This is a genomic window from Pseudomonas sp. B21-017 (genome assembly GCF_024749245.1).
Lineage (GTDB): Bacteria > Pseudomonadota > Gammaproteobacteria > Pseudomonadales > Pseudomonadaceae > Aquipseudomonas.
The window spans coordinates 5708103-5723717 of record NZ_CP087194.1; the positions used below are offsets into that span (position 1 = coordinate 5708103).

The following is a 15615-nucleotide window of genomic DNA, read 5'->3' on the forward strand; positions in this document are numbered from 1 at the left end:
GCTTCACGGGAACAGTGAAAAAAGATCGTAGCCTTCGGCAACTCCTACAGAGGGTCGTCGTACACCTGTAAGAGGCTGCCGAAGGCTGCGATCTTTTCGCCCTTCAGAAGCCCTGCGGTGTCGAGCGGGCCACAATCGCTTCCACATCCAGCCCACGTGGCAACGTTCCATACACCCGACCGGCCGAACCGAGGCGGCTGGCGATGAACGCATCACTGACCGCCGCATTACCCGCCTCCAGCAACAGCCTGGCCTGAAGCCCCAAAGCGATGTCTTCGGTGAGCTGGCGGGCGCGGTATTGAATGTCGTCGGTGTCCTTGAACGCCTTCTGCAACTGGCCGATGTGTGCGGCCAGGCGTTTGTCGCCATGGCCATCGCCCAACTCGTTGAACAGCACATCGAGCACGCCCGGTTCTTTCGACAACGCGCGCAACACGTCGAGACATTGCACGTTGCCGGAACCTTCCCACGTCGAGTTGACCGGTGCCTCACGGTACAGTCGCGGCAAGATGCTTTCTTCGACGTAACCGGCGCCGCCCATGCATTCGGCCGCTTCGTTGATCATCGCGGGCGCGCGTTTGCAGATCCAGTACTTGCCCACTGCCGTCACCAATCGAGCGAATTTCGCTTCGTGGTCGTCATCCAGATGATCCAGCGCTCGCCCCATGCGCAGGCTCAACGCCAGGGCGGCTTCGCTTTCCAGGGCCAGGTCGGCCAGCACGTTTTGCATCAAGGGTTGTTCGCTGAGCAACTTGCCACCGACCTTGCGGTGGGCGCAATGATGGCTGGCCTGGGTCAGGGCCTGGCGCATCAGCGCGCTGGAGCCGACCATGCAATCGAAACGGGTCATGGCGACCATTTCGATAATGGTTGGAACGCCCCGGCCCTCTTCGCCGACCATCCAGGCCAGGGCGCCACGGAACTCCACCTCGCTGGAGGCGTTGGACCAGTTGCCGAGTTTGTTTTTCAGCCGCTGTATGTAGAACTGATTGCGCGTGTCATCCGGACGATGACGCGGCAGCAGGAAACAGGTCAGCCCTTTGTCGGTCTGGGCCAGGGTCAGGAAGGCGTCACACATTGGCGCCGAGCAGAACCACTTGTGGCCCACCAGTTCATACGCCTGGCCCGGCCCACCGCCCCCCACCGGAAACGCCTTGGTGGTGTTGGCCCGCACATCGGTGCCGCCCTGTTTCTCGGTCATCGCCATGCCGATGGTGACTCCGGCCTTATGGGCCATGCCGACATTGCGCGGGTCGTACTCGATGGCGAGGATTTTCGGCAGCCATTGCCGGGCCAGATCCGGTTGCAGGCGCATCGCCGGGACGCTGGCGAAAGTCATGGTCAACGGGCAACCGCTACCGGCCTCTGCCTGACTGTGCAAATACGTCATGGACGCGCGAGCCACATGAGCGCCCGGTTGCGGATCGGTCCAGGGCAACCCTGTCAGGCCATGCTCCACCGCCGTGTGCATCAACTGGTGATAAGCCGGGTGAAACTCCACCAGGTCGATGCGATGGCCGTAACGGTCATGGCTGACGAACACGGGTTTGTTTTGATTGGCCGCAAACCCGGCCTCCATCAGCGGCCCGCCGGCCAATGCGCCGTAAGCATCGATCCGCGACTCGGCCCAACCGGCATCGAACCGTCGCGACCATTCCTGCAAAGGCAGGTCGATGCGATAGAGGTTGATGCCATCCAGCGACGGTGGCTGGTTGGTGACTTCGTGGGTTTCGGCGAACTGATGCAGGTTCATGACGGGGCTCCTTTGGTCAGCCAAGGGCTTCAGTTAAGCACCGCCCCGAGGCCGAACAAAGTGGCATATCTGCCTAAATGTCGGCGCTTTCGCCTTGTCCAGAACAGAGCACCCGTCGATAGAGCGCGGCCTGCAAGTCCTCGAATTTCACCGGTTTGTTCAGGTAGTCGACCACGGTGTCGCTCGGGCAGTGCACTCGGTCCGCACTCAGGGCAATCATGAACACGGGTAATTCGGCGCAACCCGGCAACGCACGGATCCGGCGGCAGATGGAGGCGCTGTCCGCTGGCGGCAACTGGCAATCGAGCAATACAGCGTCAACGGCTTCACATTGCAATTGATCGAGCGCAGCAAGGCCATTGTCAGCGGTGCGTACCCGGAACCCGAGCTTGAGCAACATGCCGCGCATCACCAATTGATTGATGCTGTTGTCATCGACCAGCAATACCGTGCACTCCTGGGGCAAGCGCAGGCCGGTGGTCTGCCGGGTGATCGAGGGAGCAGGCTCCACCAACGACAGCTCGAATTCGACGTCCAGCTGGAAGCGGCTTCCACGGCCTGGTTCGGAACGGTGGCTCAGGCGCCCCCCGAGCAATTCGACCAACTGCCGACAGATCGCCAGGCCAACGCCAAGACCGCCATATTCACGGGTCATCGAGCCGTCGAGCTGGAAGAAGCGCTGGTACAGCGTCGCCTCCCCCAGATCGGTAAAACCGATGCCGGTGTCGATCACCGCAAAAGACAGCGCCAGCCGACCGGGCTCCGCCGCCGGTTTACCCGTCACCCGCAGCGCCAGACCACCGACTCGGGTGAATTTGATTGCGTTGTCCAGCAAGCATTCCAGGCATTGCGCCAGCTTGCCGCTGTCGCCGAACAAACGATCCGGCAACCCGGGTGCTACCTCGACCTTGAAGTCCAGCGACTTGCTCGACGCATTGCCATCGAACTGCCCGCGCAAAGACTCGACCATACTGCGCAAGCTGAACGTGTCCGGATAGACCTTGAGCTTGCCGGCCTGCAATTCGGTCAGGGTGAGGATGCCGTTGACCATGCGCATCATGTCCCGCGCCGAACCTGCCGCCGTTTGCTGATACTGCTCCAGCTCTGGGTTCATCTCGACGGTCTGCATCAGCTCCAGCGAACCGATCACACCGTTCATGGGCGTGCGCAGTTCGTGGGTCAACGTGGCGAGGAATTCGTCCTTGAGCCTATTGCTGTGAGCCAGTTGCTGGTTCAGCACCTCAAGCTTCTGGCCGGCGTCGAACAACGTCTGTGCCTGATGCTCGCGCATGGCGTTGATACGATCGGCCAGGGCCAGGGACAGCAACGCCACTTCAAGCGCCGAGCCGATCTGGCTGGCGTACATGGTGAGGAACACGTTGGGCAAATACCCCAACACCATCATCGTGTTGACGACGCCACCGAGCAAAAATGCCGACCAGGCAATGATGAAGTAGCGCGCCACCCTCAAGCCACGCCACCAGGCGAAAACCCCGGCAGCGAAAATCACTACGGTAAAGACCAGTGCCAACGCCGTCGCCAGACGCAGGGCCAGGGCGTAACTGGTCATCAGAGATAACCCGACCACCAGCGTACTGAACGCGATCAGCGCCAATAGCACACGGTCCAGCCAGCGGCTGTGGGTGGCCGTCCGCAGGAAGCTGCGGGCGAACTGGCTGCCGAACAACCCTGAACAGCCGATGAAGAACGGCGTCGCGGCATTGGCCCACCACGGATTGTTCGGCCAGAAATACTCCACGGCCGCGCCGTTCACCGACAGCTGATACAAGCCGAACGAGGCGATGTAGACGATGTAATAGAGGTAACTGGTATCGCGCACACTGAGGAAGATGAACAGGTTGTAGACCAGCATCCCCAGCAACACGCCGTAAATCAGCCCCAGCACATAAAGCCGCACCGGCTGCTCTTCAAGGTAAGCAGTGCTCGACCACAAGGTGACGGGCGCCTGGATCGAGCCTTCGCTTTGCAGACGCAGGTACACGGTTTGCGCCTGCCCGGGCGCAAAGCTCAGACCGAACAGATAGTTGTTCTGACGAATTTCGCGAGTGGCGAACGGCAACGCATCGCCCGTCTGTCGGACCAATTGATAGTCGCCGCCAGCATCGGGCAAGTACAAATCAAGGTGATCGAGGGGTGGATAGGCCAATTCCAGCAGCCAGGTCCGTTGCGCCGACGGATTGGTCGGACGGTATTGCAGGTCGATTTTCAGCCAGAACGCCGAACGCGAATAGCCGGCGTTGAGGGTGGCTTTATCGTGGGGTTTGAAGTGCCCGGCCGCGGCTTGCGCACGGACATCGGCAATGGTCGCTTGACCGCCCGGGTCTTCATAAACCTGCATCGTTCGGCCCAGGGGAAGGCTCTGGGTGAACTCGTCGAACTCGACGGCGCTCGCCAGGAGGGGCAAGCACAACAGCAACATCAGCAAATAGCGCATTTAAGCCCCAGCGTGGCCTGTCCGGTTCTGTCAGGAAGCCCCCCATTCCTTTTGAGTAGACGTAAAACCGGTATTACCTGTTATTGGTTTGGATCCACTCTAGCATAGCCGTTAGTGGCCATTGAACACCATTGAATTTTTTCCTAAAAAGGCTCTAGCACGGGCGTTCCAGCGCTATGTATTGAGCTAGAGCTGTTGGCTTGATCAGGATGTGACAATGTCCCGGCGAGTGATGAACACCTGTGGCGAGGGGGCTTGCCCCCGTTCGGCTGCGAAGCAGTCGTAAATCTGCCGACGCGGTGTTCCAGACAGAAGGCAAAGGGGGCGCTTCGCACCCCAACGGGGGCAAGCCCCCTCGCCCACAATGTATCGGCCGGACTGGACGTCGCAACACCCGAAAAACATGTTTGGTGGTAAGCTCGCGCACCATGAATATCTACAGCTCTCGCCCCGTTGTCCTCTGTCTCTCCGGCCACGACCCTAGTGGTGGCGCCGGCTTGCAGGCAGATATCGAAGCCCTGCTTGCCCAGGGTTGCCATGCGGCTCCGGCCGTCACCGCCCTGACCGTGCAAGACACAGTCAACGTCACTGACTTCCGCGTGCTCGATCGCGAGTGGGTACTGGCCCAGGCCAATGCCGTGCTCAACGACTCCGAAGTCGCCGCCGTCAAACTGGGCATGCTCGGTTCCCTGGAAATGGTCGACACCGTGGTCGAACTGCTTTCAGCGCACCCGCATTTGCCAGTGGTCTGCGACCCGGTGCTGCGCGCCGGCGGTGGCGGACGACTGGGCAAGGACGAAGTCGGCTACGCCATGCGCGAACGCTTGCTGCCGTTGTCGATCATCGCCACCCCTAACCTTCCCGAAGCCCGCATCCTCGCCGAACTGCCCGAAGGCACCGCCGACGAGTGCGCGGAAAAACTCCTGCCATTCGTCAAACACCTGCTGATCACCGGCGGCCATGGCGACGAACACGAAATCCACAACCGCCTGTACAGCCGCGACGGTCGCCGCGAAACCTTTACCTGCCAGCGCCTGCCCGGCAGTTATCACGGTTCCGGTTGCACGCTGGCCAGCGCCCTCGCCGGTCGCCTGGCCCAGGGTGAACACCTCGCCAGTGCCGTACAGAGCGCGCTTGACTACACTTGGCGCACCCTGCGAGATGCGGAACAGCTGGGCAAAGGCCAGTTCGTGCCCCGCCGCCTGCCGCTGGATTTCTGTTCGTAACTTTCGATGCGTAAAGCGCAGAGGCTTGTCCGATGAAACTACGTGGCCTGTACGCCGTTACCGACAGCCAGTTGCTTGCCGGTAAATTTCTACCGTATGTAAAAGCAGCGTTGGACGGCGGTGTCACCTTGCTGCAATACCGCGACAAAAGCAGCGACGAGGCCCGCCGCCTGCGCGAGGCCGAAGCCCTGCGCAACTTGTGTGAACTCTATAAAACCCAGCTGATCATCAACGACGACGCCGAACTGGCCGCGCGACTGAATGTCGGCGTGCACCTGGGCCAGACTGATGGCCCACTGATGCCGGTGCGAGCACTGCTCGGGCGTCAGGCGATCATCGGCTCGACCTGCCACGCGCAACTCGAACTCGCCGAACAAGCCGCCAAGGAAGGCGCCAGTTACGTCGCCTTCGGCCGCTTCTTCAATTCCAACACCAAGCCTGGCGCCCCGACATGCAGCCTCGACTTGCTTGATCAGGCCCGCAGCAAACTGCACCTGCCGATCTGTGCGATCGGCGGCATCACCCTGGACAACGCTGCCCCGCTGGTGGCCCACGGCGTCGATCTGCTGGCGGTGGTGCATGGCCTGTTCGGCGCCGAGAGCACGGCTGAAGTGACGCGTCGCGCCCGCGCCTTTAACGAATTGTTCAAATCCTGATTTTGAGAGCCAAATAATGTCTCGTTCCGAAACCCTGTTTGCCAATGCCCAGAAACACATCCCCGGAGGCGTGAACTCGCCTGTTCGTGCGTTCAAGAGCGTTGGCGGCACGCCGTTGTTCTTCAAACACGCCGAAGGCGCCTACGTCACCGACGAAGACGACAAGCGCTATGTGGATTACGTCGGTTCCTGGGGCCCGATGATTCTCGGCCATAGCCACCCGGACGTGCTGGACGCGGTGCGCAAACAGCTTGAGCACGGACTGTCCTACGGCGCCCCGACCGCGATGGAAACCGAGATGGCCGATCTGGTCTGCTCGATCGTGCCATCGATGGAAATGGTGCGCATGGTCAGCTCCGGCACCGAAGCGACCATGAGTGCGATCCGTCTGGCCCGTGGTTTCACCGGTCGCGACAGCATCATCAAATTCGAAGGCTGCTACCACGGTCACTCTGACAGCCTGCTGGTCAAGGCCGGTTCCGGCGCCCTGACCCAAGGCGTACCGAGCTCGGCCGGTGTACCGGCGGCGTTCGCCAAACACACCCTGACCCTGCCGTTCAACGACATCGACGCAGTAGAAGCCATGCTCGCCGAAGTCGGCCAGGACGTGGCGTGCATCATCGTCGAACCGGTGGCCGGCAACATGAACTGCGTACCGCCGGCACCGGGTTTCCTCGAAGGCCTGCGGACCCTGTGCGACAAGCACGGCGTGGTGCTGATTTTCGACGAAGTGATGACCGGTTTCCGTGTCGCCCTCGGCGGTGCCCAAGCCTATTACGGCGTAACACCGGACCTGAGCACCTTCGGCAAGATCATCGGTGGCGGCATGCCCGTGGGCTGCTTCGGCGGCAAACGCAAAATCATGGAACACATCGCGCCACTGGGCCCGGTCTACCAGGCCGGTACGTTATCGGGTAACCCGCTGGCGATGGCGGCTGGCCTGACCACGCTGCGTCTGATCAGTCGTCCGGGCTTCCACGCCGAGCTGAGCGACTACACCAGCCGCCTGCTCGATGGCCTGCAACAGCGCGCCGATGCCGCTGGCATTCCGTTCGTGACCACTCAGGCCGGCGGCATGTTCGGTCTGTACTTCAGCGGCGCCGACGACATCGTCACCTTCGATGACGTGATGGCCAGCGATGCGAACCTGTTCGGGCGCTTCTTCCACCTGATGCTCGAAGGCGGCGTGTACCTGGCGCCGAGCGCCTTCGAAGCCGGCTTCACCTCGATCGCCCACGGCGAAACCGAGTTGAAACTGACGCTGGACGCCGCCGAACGTGCCTTCGCCGCACTGAAGTAAATCTGCGACGCTGACGTTGGCGATTGCCAGCGTCAGCTTTCACCTACATCCGCTCCCTTTTTCCTGCTCAGCTGCCAATAATCCCCCGCAAAGTGGGTGATATAGTCCCCGCGCAGCAGAAAAACGAGTAAAGACTTTGTAAGGTTGGCCCTGCTTATTTCATAATGCGCGCTTATTGGATCCCTCGACGGGTCCGCGCGCCCCTCAGAGGTAAGTCGATTCCCATGAACCGCACCGGCCGCACCCTTGCATTGGGCTGCCTGTTGCTCCTTCAGCCCCTGCTCGCGCTCGCACAAGCAGGCGGCAACTCGTTGTTGATCCCGGCGATGGGTCGCTGCACCCTCAATACTCAGCCGCAAGACCTGACGCAAGCGCTCGCCGCCTGCCAGAAAGCGTCGGATGAAGGGGATGCGCAAGCGCAATACGAGTTGGGTGAGTTCTACTACGAAGGCAAGAACGTGCCGCGCGACCTCAATAAAGCCCTGAGCTACTTCGAAAAGGCCTCGCTGCAAGGTCATGCCCAGGCGCAATTCAAACTCGGCACTATGTTCTTCCATGGCGAAGGTGTACCGGCCAATAACATTCAGGCGTATATCGTGCTGAAAATGGCTGCGGTCAACGGCGCCGAAGACGCGCTGGACACCGCCGACGAAGTCGCCGAAAAAATGCCCCGCGAAGACCTGGAAGTTGCTACCCAGGTGCTGGGGCAAATTTTCCGTAAATACCTGATGGAATTGCAGAGCGCCGACGGGCGTACGCCGTTTTCGCCACTTCCCTGAATTGAACACGCCCCCCTGTGGCGAGGGAGCTTGCTCCCCGCTCGGCTGCGCAGCAGTCGTAAAACCCAAGAACGCGGTGTGCCAGACTTATCGTGATTGCAGATCTCGGGGCCGCTTCGCGCCCTGGCGGGAGCAAGCTCCCTCGCCACAAAAAGCCATTCTCACCTTAGAAAAACCTGCTGCTTACTTCTCAGGCATCGGCATCGGAAACGGCATGACATTACCGACCGCGCCGCGGGCTTCGCTGATTTTCGGCGTGCCAAGGCGTTCGACCTCGTCGATGCGCACGATCGAATGCATCGGCACAAAACTGCGCACAACGCCTTCGAACTGAGCCTTGAGCTTTTCTTCGCTCGGATCGACGACCACTTGCGTGCGCTCGCCAAAGACGAACTCTTCCACTTCCAGGAAGCCCCACAGATCACTTTGATAGATCTGCTTGGCGTACATTTCGAACACCTGGCCCTGATTGAGGAAAATCACCTTGTAGATTGGAGCTTCACGTTTGGTCATGGTGGGCGGGTAACACATCGGGGATAAAAATGAGGGCGCGAACTATAGCATAGCCACCGGACGCGCAGCGGTAGGAACCTTGGGACATGTTCCCTATAATGCGCGGTTCTTTGAATCACGTGATGAATCTTTCCATGGCCAAGAAGCTTTACATCGAAACCCACGGTTGCCAGATGAACGAGTACGACAGCTCGCGCATGGTCGATCTGTTGGGTGAACATCAGGCCCTGGAAGTCACCGCCCGCGCTGAAGACGCCGACGTGATCCTGCTCAATACCTGCTCGATCCGTGAACGCGCCCAGGACCGGGTGTATTCCCAGCTCGGCCGCTGGCGCGAACTGAAACTGGCCAATCCGGAAATGGTCATCGCCGTCGGCGGTTGCGTGGCCAGCCAGGAAGGCGCGGCCATCCGTGATCGCGCTCCGTATGTCGACGTGGTGTTCGGCCCGCAGACCCTGCACCGCCTGCCGGAAATGATCGACGCCGCGCGCGCTACCAAACTGCCGCAAGTCGACGTCTCGTTCCCGGAAATCGAAAAATTCGACCACTTGCCCGAACCGCGCATCGATGGGCCGAGCGCTTACGTGTCGGTCATGGAAGGCTGCAGCAAGTACTGCACCTTCTGCGTGGTGCCTTATACCCGCGGTGAAGAAGTCAGCCGGCCGTTCGACGATGTGATTGCCGAGATCATCCACCTGGCCGAAAACGGCGTGCGCGAAGTGACTCTGTTGGGGCAAAACGTCAACGGCTATCGCGGGACCACTCACGACGGTCGCCTGGCCGACCTGGCGGAATTGATCCGGGTGGTCGCCGCCGTCGATGGCATCGACCGGATTCGCTACACCACTTCGCACCCGCTGGAGTTCTCCGACAGCCTGATCCAGGCCCACGCCGACGTACCGGAACTGGTAAAACACCTGCACTTGCCGGTGCAATCGGGCTCCGACCGAATCCTCGCGGCGATGAAGCGCAACCACACCGCGCTGGAGTACAAGTCCAAACTGCGCAAACTGCGGGCCGCCGTGCCGGGGATCTGCATCAGTTCGGACTTTATCGTCGGCTTCCCGGGCGAGACCGAAAAAGACTTCGAACAGACCATGAAGCTGATCGAAGACGTCGGTTTCGACTTCTCCTACTCGTTCGTCTACAGCCAACGCCCGGGCACCCCGGCCGCCGACCTGGCCGACGAAACGCCGGAAGAACTGAAAAAAGAACGCCTGAATGCCCTGCAACATCGCCTGAACCAGCAAGGGTTCGAGATCAGCCGACAAATGGTGGGCTCCATTCAGCGGATTCTGGTTACCGATTATTCGAAAAAAGACCCTGGCGAACTGCAGGGGCGCACCGAGAATAACCGTATCGTCAACTTCCGCTGCGACAATCCGACCCTGATCGGCCAGTTCGCCGACGTGCACATCGACGCCGCGCAACCACACTCGCTGCGGGGTTCGCTGATCCAATAACAGCAGGCCATAGAGCCTTTGTGGCGAGGGAGCTTGCTCCCGCTCGGTTGCGAAGCAGCCGCAAACCAGACACCTCGATCCTGAAAGATTGAGGCTGGATGATTTGGGAGCGCTTCGCACTCCAGCGGGAGCAAGCTCCCTCGCCACAGTTATCCAGTGAGACTGCTTTAAGAGCTTTCGCACCCAGGCGACTGGCGTTATCCTTTATTTCATCAATATTGCCCCAGGGCGGCTAAATACGACCTTGAACGCACCCATAGAACCACATCGTTTCATCCTCGAGCCTTTTGAAGCTCGCCGCTTCGCCAATTTGTGCGGGCAATTCGATGAGCATCTGCGCTTGATCGAACAGCGCCTGACCATCGAGATCCGCAACCGCGGAAACCAGTTCGAACTGATCGGCGAGCCCAAGCACACCACCTCCGCGGAAAACCTCCTGCGTCGCTTGTACCGGGAAACCAAGGGTACCGAGCTGTCGCCGGACATGGTTCACCTGTTCCTGCAGGAATCGGCCGTCGAGGAACTGGACAACCACTCCCCCGCCGAACCGTCCGTCGCCTTGCGCACCAAAAAAGGCATGATTCGCCCTCGCGGCTTGAATCAACTGCGCTACGTGAAAGAAATCCTCGGTAACGACATCAATTTCGGCATCGGCCCGGCCGGTACCGGCAAGACCTATCTGGCTGTTGCCTGCGCGGTAGACGCACTGGAACGCGAGCAGATTCGTCGCATCCTGTTGGTGCGTCCGGCGGTTGAAGCGGGTGAAAAACTCGGCTTCCTGCCCGGCGACCTGTCGCAAAAAATCGACCCGTACCTGCGCCCGCTCTACGACGCGCTCTACGAAATGCTCGGCTTCGAATATGTCGCCAAGCTAATCGAGCGTCAGGTGATTGAAGTCGCGCCACTGGCCTACATGCGCGGCCGCACGCTGAACAACAGCTTCATCATCCTCGACGAAAGCCAGAACACCACCGTCGAACAGATGAAGATGTTCCTGACCCGGATCGGCTTTGGCTCCACGGCGGTCATCACCGGTGACATCACCCAGGTCGACCTGCCACGCGGCACCAAGTCCGGGCTGCATCATGTGATCGAAGTGCTCAAGGACGTTCCGGGCATCAGCTTCACCCACTTCCAGCCCAAGGACGTGGTGCGCCATCCGCTGGTGCAACGCATCGTCGAGGCGTACGAGCGCTTCGAAAATCGCGCTGCCGATGCCGCGCCAAAGGACACCCCGCACGATGCTTGAGCTTGATCTGCAACTGGCCAGCGACGCACCTGCCCCGAGTGAAGCCGAGTTCCGGAAATGGTGCGAACTGGCCTTGCGCCAGCGCACCGCCGACTCCGAGCTGACCATTCGTCTGGTCGACGAAGAAGAAGGCCGCGAACTGAATCACACCTGGCGGCAGAAGGATTACGCCACCAACGTGCTGTCATTTCCTGCCGATGTGCCGGACGAGTTGCTGGATATCCCGTTACTGGGCGATCTGGTGATCTGCGTGGCCGTGGTCGAGCGCGAAGCCGCCGAACAAGGCAAGGCACTCAACGCCCATTGGGCGCATCTGGTCATTCACGGCTGCTTGCATCTGCTTGGTTACGACCATATAGATGACGACGAAGCCGAAGAAATGGAAGCACTGGAACGAACGTTGCTTGCAGAACTGGGTCATCCGGACCCTTATGCGGACGACGAAACAGACACATCCCCTATCGTTACAACAAAGGATTCAGAGTAATCGCTATGAGCGAAGATCGATCGAGCAACGGGCAGAAGTCTTGGCTGGGTAAGCTCACCCAGGCTTTTGCCCACGAGCCGAAAAACCGCCAGGAGCTGCTGGAGCTGCTGCGCGATGCACACCAAAACAAGTTGCTGGACAGCGAAGCGCTGGCCATCGTCGAAGGCGCCATCCAGGTTGCAGACCTGCAAGTACGGGACATCATGGTCCCGCGTTCGCAGATGATCAGCATCAAGGCGACCCAGACACCTCGCGAGTTCCTGCCTGCCGTGGTCGACTCGGCCCACTCCCGCTACCCGGTGATCGGCGAAAGCCATGATGACGTGATGGGCGTGTTGCTGGCCAAGGACTTGCTGCCGTTGATCCTCAAGGAGAACGGTGACAGCTTCAACATCAAGGACCTGCTACGCCCGGCCACCTTCGTGCCCGAGTCCAAGCGCCTGAATGTGCTGCTGCGCGAATTCCGCGCCAACCATAACCACATGGCCATCGTCATTGACGAATACGGCGGCGTGGCCGGTCTGGTGACCATCGAAGACGTGCTCGAACAGATCGTCGGCGACATCGAAGACGAGCATGACGTCGAAGAAGACAGCTACATCAAGCCGCTGCCCAGCGGTGACTTCCTGATCAAGGCCCTGACGCCGATCGAGAACTTCAATGAGTTCTTTGACAGCGAATTCTCCGACGACGAATTCGACACCGTCGGCGGACTGGTGATGAGCGCGTTCGGGCACTTGCCAAAACGCAACGAAATCACCGAAATCGGCGCCTATCGCTTCCGCATCCTGAACGCCGACAGCCGTCGGATTCATTTGCTGCGTCTGACACCTATAGCTCGGTAACTCTAAGGATTGAAATGCGCTGGATGACCCGCCCCGGCTGGCCCGGTAACCTGCTGGCCGTGGCGGCCGGTGCACTCACCACCCTGGCCTTGGCGCCATTCGATATCTGGCCGCTGGCATTGCTGGCGGTCGGTTTCTTTTACGCCGGCTTGCGCGAGCTGAGCCCCCGTCAGGCCCTGGGCCGTGGCTGGTGTTTCGGTTTCGGCCTGTTTGCCGGCGGAACCAGCTGGATCTACTACAGCATTCACAACTTCGGCGGCGCATCTGTACTGCTGGCCGGGTTCTTGATGCTGCTCTTCACCGCAGCGATTGCCTGGTTCTTCGCCTTGCCCGCCTGGATTTGGGCGCGCTGGCTGCGCCGTAACGAAGCGCCGCTGGCCGATGCCCTGGCGTTTGCGGCGCTGTGGGTGGGTCAGGAAGCCTTTCGCGGCTGGTTCCTCACCGGTTTCCCATGGCTCTATTCCGGTTACAGCCAGCTCGACGGCCCATTGGCCGGTCTCGCACCGGTCGGCGGAATGTGGCTGATTTCATTCGCGCTGGCCCTGACCGCCGCGCTGATCTACAACGCACCGCGCCTGATTCGCACCGCTCGCAAGGGCTTTATTGCCGCTGGCGTGTTGCTGCTGGCCGGCCCGTGGGTGATCGGCCTGGCGCTCAAGGAACACGCCTGGACCAGCCCTTCGGGTGCGCCGTTGAGCGTCGCGGCGATTCAGGGCAACATCGAACAAAGCATGAAATGGGACCCGTCGCAGATCAACGCGCAGCTGGCGCTGTACCGCGACATGAGTTTCAGCTCCAAACCCGTCGACTTGCTGATCTGGCCGGAAACGGCGGTCCCGGTGCTCAAGGAATCCGCCGAGGGCTATCTGGACATGATGGGCAGCTTCGCTGCAGAGCGTAAATCCGCGCTGATTACCGGCGTGCCGATTCGCCAGGAAGTCCATCACGAGAAGCGCTACTTCAACGGCATCACCGTTGTCGGTGAAGGTGATGGCACTTACCTGAAGCAGAAACTGGTGCCATTCGGTGAATACGTTCCGTTGCAGGAAGTCTTGCGCGGCCTGATCGCGTTCTTCGACCTGCCGATGTCCGACTTTGCCCGTGGACCGGCCGATCAACCGCTGCTACAGGCCAAGGGCTATCAGATTGCGCCGTACATCTGCTACGAAGTGGTCTACCCGGAATTCGCCGCAGGCCTCGCCGCCCGCAGCGATTTGCTGCTGACCATCAGCAACGACACCTGGTTCGGCACCTCGATCGGTCCATTGCAACACTTGCAGATGGCGCAGATGCGCGCCCTTGAGGCCGGCCGCTGGATGATCCGCGCCACCAACAACGGCGTGACCGGCCTGATCAACCCGTTTGGTCAGATCACTGCCCGGATCCCGCAGTTCGAACGCGGTATTCTGTACGGCGAAGTGGTGCCAATGCATAACCTGACGCCGTATCTGCAATGGCGTTCGTGGCCGTTGATCATCATTTGCGTGCTGTTGTTTGGCTGGGCGTTGATGGCCAACCGGATGGCGAAGACCGTTTAACCCGGCAGGATCATTCCCATGCACTGGCGTGGGAATGATCACTCCTCAACAGGCTCGCCTCGATAGAACATCCAATACCCGACCTGCCCCACGAGCTCATTCATCAACTGCCCCGATTGCCAGATCGATTTGAATTCCGGCATCCAGCCACCCAGCGGCCGCGCATTGTCCACGCCTAAAAACCCCACCGGCGCCGGCACCACCTCAAATCCGGCCTGCTCAAAGCTCCACACCGCCCGCGGCATATGCCACGCCTGAGTCACGACCACCACCCGTTTGATCCCCTGCGGCAACAATACCTGGGCGCTGAACTGCGCGTTTTCCCAGGTTGTGCGGCTGCGCCCTTCCTGCCAGCGTACCGTCACGCCAAAATCATCGAGCAACGAATCTGCCATCAGCTGCGCTTCAGTCGGCGGTGTCCCGTAATGCAGGCCGCCGCTGGCCAGAATCGGCAAGCCGGAAGCCTTGGCCAGACGCGCGGCATAGCGCTCGCGCCCAAGACCTACGCCGGTGGGCTGGTCGACGCCCCAGGCCAGGTCGCCACGCTCACGCCCGGAACCCAGCACCACGATCGCGTCGGCGCGCTGGCCCAGGGTGGCCCATTCCTCGCGCACGAGCGGCGGCTCGCGCTCCAGAGCCTTGGCAGTCCACTCCACCATGACTGGCAGGCTCATCAACCAGAAGCCGCCCACCCCCATAACGAAGCACGCTCCCGCCAGCCTCGGCCTTGAGCGGCGCCACCACCAGGCGAGTACCAGTAACAGCAAAAGAACGCCGGGCGGCAATAGAAGTTGTTTAATGAAATAACGAAAAGGCATCGGGCATCTCCATAGATGCCCGAAGCCTAAGTGGGTTAACGCAATGCGACAACAAATGCGGAAGGACTTTATTTCAAAAAACCATATGCGATGGTTTCAAGTGTCCTTACTTGAACTGCAGAGACCGGACCTTTACCGCGCCTCCGCCGGGTGTCTTATCCTTGAGCCAGAGGATCTTGGCCGTACGTGGTGCCTCGAGTTGCTTCATTGCTGCTGACAAGCATCCGTGCGTTTCACGTTCACTGCGGTCCAGATAGGCCTTGACCAGTTCAAACTCTGCGGGGGTCAAACCACGCAGTTCCAGCTCCAGGGGACGCTCGTCGCGAAGCCGTCCAGCGGTTTTGGCCGCGTCCAAGGCCATTGCGAGACGGTCGATCAGTCTTTCGTACAACTCCGGTTTTGTAGCTTTTTGCTGTGAATCAACCATCCATCACCTCATTGAAGATAAGACTCACTCCCCTTTTAGAGCTTAGCTTCGCTGAAAAAACCGGCTGAGCGCCGCGACCAACGGCCCTCGGGGCGGGAATTGGCCG

Annotated in this window: 14 protein-coding genes; 9 read left to right on the forward strand and 5 right to left on the reverse strand. The window is 60.4% G+C overall.

Going from position 1 to position 15615, the window contains the following annotated elements; all coding sequences use genetic code 11:
• Positions 1-103 precede the first annotated feature (103 nt).
• Both LOY28_RS25945 and LOY28_RS25950 read right to left on the reverse strand, forming a co-directional pair.
• Complete coding sequence (locus LOY28_RS25945; RefSeq protein ID WP_258612712.1) at positions 104-1753, reverse strand: acyl-CoA dehydrogenase family protein; 1650 nt, start codon at positions 1751-1753, stop codon at positions 104-106.
• A gap of 73 nt (positions 1754-1826) precedes the next feature.
• Positions 1827-4208 (reverse strand): hybrid sensor histidine kinase/response regulator, encoded by a 2382-nt coding sequence (locus tag LOY28_RS25950; protein ID WP_111454208.1) that lies wholly within the window; start codon positions 4206-4208, stop codon positions 1827-1829.
• A 428-nt stretch (positions 4209-4636) separates the two neighbouring features.
• Between LOY28_RS25950 and LOY28_RS25955 the strand changes: the two genes are divergently transcribed.
• The 4 genes from LOY28_RS25955 to LOY28_RS25970 all read left to right on the forward strand — a co-directional run bounded on the left by LOY28_RS25955 (position 4637) and on the right by LOY28_RS25970 (position 8169).
• Complete coding sequence (locus LOY28_RS25955; protein WP_019581334.1) at positions 4637-5434, forward strand: hydroxymethylpyrimidine/phosphomethylpyrimidine kinase; 798 nt, start codon at positions 4637-4639, stop codon at positions 5432-5434.
• A 32-nt stretch (positions 5435-5466) separates the two neighbouring features.
• Positions 5467-6090 carry a thiamine phosphate synthase gene (thiE, locus tag LOY28_RS25960; protein ID WP_258612713.1) on the forward strand — a complete coding sequence of 208 codons (624 nt, stop codon included), beginning with the start codon at positions 5467-5469 and terminating at the stop codon, positions 6088-6090.
• A gap of 16 nt (positions 6091-6106) precedes the next feature.
• On the forward strand, positions 6107-7390 hold the full coding sequence (gene hemL, locus LOY28_RS25965) for a glutamate-1-semialdehyde 2,1-aminomutase (protein ID WP_018925769.1): 1284 nt from the start codon (positions 6107-6109) through the stop codon (positions 7388-7390).
• A 224-nt stretch (positions 7391-7614) separates the two neighbouring features.
• Complete coding sequence (locus LOY28_RS25970) at positions 7615-8169, forward strand: tetratricopeptide repeat protein (RefSeq protein ID WP_018925768.1); 555 nt, start codon at positions 7615-7617, stop codon at positions 8167-8169.
• 183 nt (positions 8170-8352) lie between these two features.
• On the opposite strand, the gene LOY28_RS25975 is transcribed toward LOY28_RS25970, so the two are convergent.
• Positions 8353-8682: a DUF1820 family protein gene (locus LOY28_RS25975; RefSeq protein ID WP_003185742.1), complete on the reverse strand. Its 330-nt coding sequence runs from the start codon at positions 8680-8682 to the stop codon at positions 8353-8355.
• Between the two features lie 134 nt (positions 8683-8816).
• Here LOY28_RS25975 and miaB point away from each other — a divergent pair, with 134 nt between their 5' ends.
• From miaB to lnt, 5 genes are all read left to right on the forward strand, one after another.
• On the forward strand, positions 8817-10145 hold the full coding sequence (gene miaB / locus LOY28_RS25980) for a tRNA (N6-isopentenyl adenosine(37)-C2)-methylthiotransferase MiaB (RefSeq protein ID WP_018925767.1): 1329 nt from the start codon (positions 8817-8819) through the stop codon (positions 10143-10145).
• 244 nt (positions 10146-10389) lie between these two features.
• Entirely contained in the window at positions 10390-11394 is a 1005-nt protein-coding gene (locus tag LOY28_RS25985; RefSeq protein ID WP_019020889.1) for a PhoH family protein, read from the forward strand.
• Complete coding sequence (gene ybeY, locus LOY28_RS25990; protein ID WP_018925765.1) at positions 11387-11881, forward strand: rRNA maturation RNase YbeY; 495 nt, start codon at positions 11387-11389, stop codon at positions 11879-11881. Before LOY28_RS25985 ends, ybeY begins: the two co-directional genes overlap by 8 nt.
• Before the next feature lie 5 nt (positions 11882-11886).
• Complete coding sequence (locus LOY28_RS25995; protein ID WP_007909641.1) at positions 11887-12726, forward strand: HlyC/CorC family transporter; 840 nt, start codon at positions 11887-11889, stop codon at positions 12724-12726.
• A 14-nt stretch (positions 12727-12740) separates the two neighbouring features.
• Positions 12741-14264: an apolipoprotein N-acyltransferase gene (gene lnt, locus LOY28_RS26000; RefSeq protein ID WP_138866356.1), complete on the forward strand. Its 1524-nt coding sequence runs from the start codon at positions 12741-12743 to the stop codon at positions 14262-14264.
• Positions 14265-14302: 38 nt separating this feature from the next.
• On the opposite strand, the gene LOY28_RS26005 is transcribed toward lnt, so the two are convergent.
• Together LOY28_RS26005 and LOY28_RS26010 are read right to left on the reverse strand one after the other, a co-directional pair.
• A complete protein-coding gene (locus LOY28_RS26005; RefSeq protein ID WP_026286383.1) occupies positions 14303-15082 on the reverse strand; it encodes a YdcF family protein in 780 nt (259 codons plus the stop codon).
• 106 nt (positions 15083-15188) lie between these two features.
• Positions 15189-15509: a hypothetical protein gene (locus tag LOY28_RS26010; protein WP_019650894.1), complete on the reverse strand. Its 321-nt coding sequence runs from the start codon at positions 15507-15509 to the stop codon at positions 15189-15191.
• Positions 15510-15615: the final 106 nt, after the last annotated feature.

Bases quoted from the DNA above. Each gene is read 5' to 3' on its own strand.
- LOY28_RS25945 (WP_258612712.1), bottom strand. From the start codon at position 1,753: ATGAACCTGCATCAGTTCGCCGAAACCCACGAAGTCACCAACCAGCCA.
- LOY28_RS25950 (WP_111454208.1), bottom strand. From the start codon at position 4,208: ATGCGCTATTTGCTGATGTTGCTGTTGTGCTTGCCCCTCCTGGCGAGC.
- LOY28_RS25955 (WP_019581334.1), top strand. From the start codon at position 4,637: ATGAATATCTACAGCTCTCGCCCCGTTGTCCTCTGTCTCTCCGGCCAC.
- thiE (WP_258612713.1), top strand. From the start codon at position 5,467: ATGAAACTACGTGGCCTGTACGCCGTTACCGACAGCCAGTTGCTTGCC.
- hemL (WP_018925769.1), top strand. From the start codon at position 6,107: ATGTCTCGTTCCGAAACCCTGTTTGCCAATGCCCAGAAACACATCCCC.
- LOY28_RS25970 (WP_018925768.1), top strand. From the start codon at position 7,615: ATGAACCGCACCGGCCGCACCCTTGCATTGGGCTGCCTGTTGCTCCTT.
- LOY28_RS25975 (WP_003185742.1), bottom strand. From the start codon at position 8,682: ATGACCAAACGTGAAGCTCCAATCTACAAGGTGATTTTCCTCAATCAG.
- miaB (WP_018925767.1), top strand. From the start codon at position 8,817: ATGGCCAAGAAGCTTTACATCGAAACCCACGGTTGCCAGATGAACGAG.
- ybeY (WP_018925765.1), top strand. From the start codon at position 11,387: ATGCTTGAGCTTGATCTGCAACTGGCCAGCGACGCACCTGCCCCGAGT.
- LOY28_RS25995 (WP_007909641.1), top strand. From the start codon at position 11,887: ATGAGCGAAGATCGATCGAGCAACGGGCAGAAGTCTTGGCTGGGTAAG.
- lnt (WP_138866356.1), top strand. From the start codon at position 12,741: ATGCGCTGGATGACCCGCCCCGGCTGGCCCGGTAACCTGCTGGCCGTG.
- LOY28_RS26005 (WP_026286383.1), bottom strand. From the start codon at position 15,082: ATGCCTTTTCGTTATTTCATTAAACAACTTCTATTGCCGCCCGGCGTT.
- LOY28_RS26010 (WP_019650894.1), bottom strand. From the start codon at position 15,509: ATGGTTGATTCACAGCAAAAAGCTACAAAACCGGAGTTGTACGAAAGA.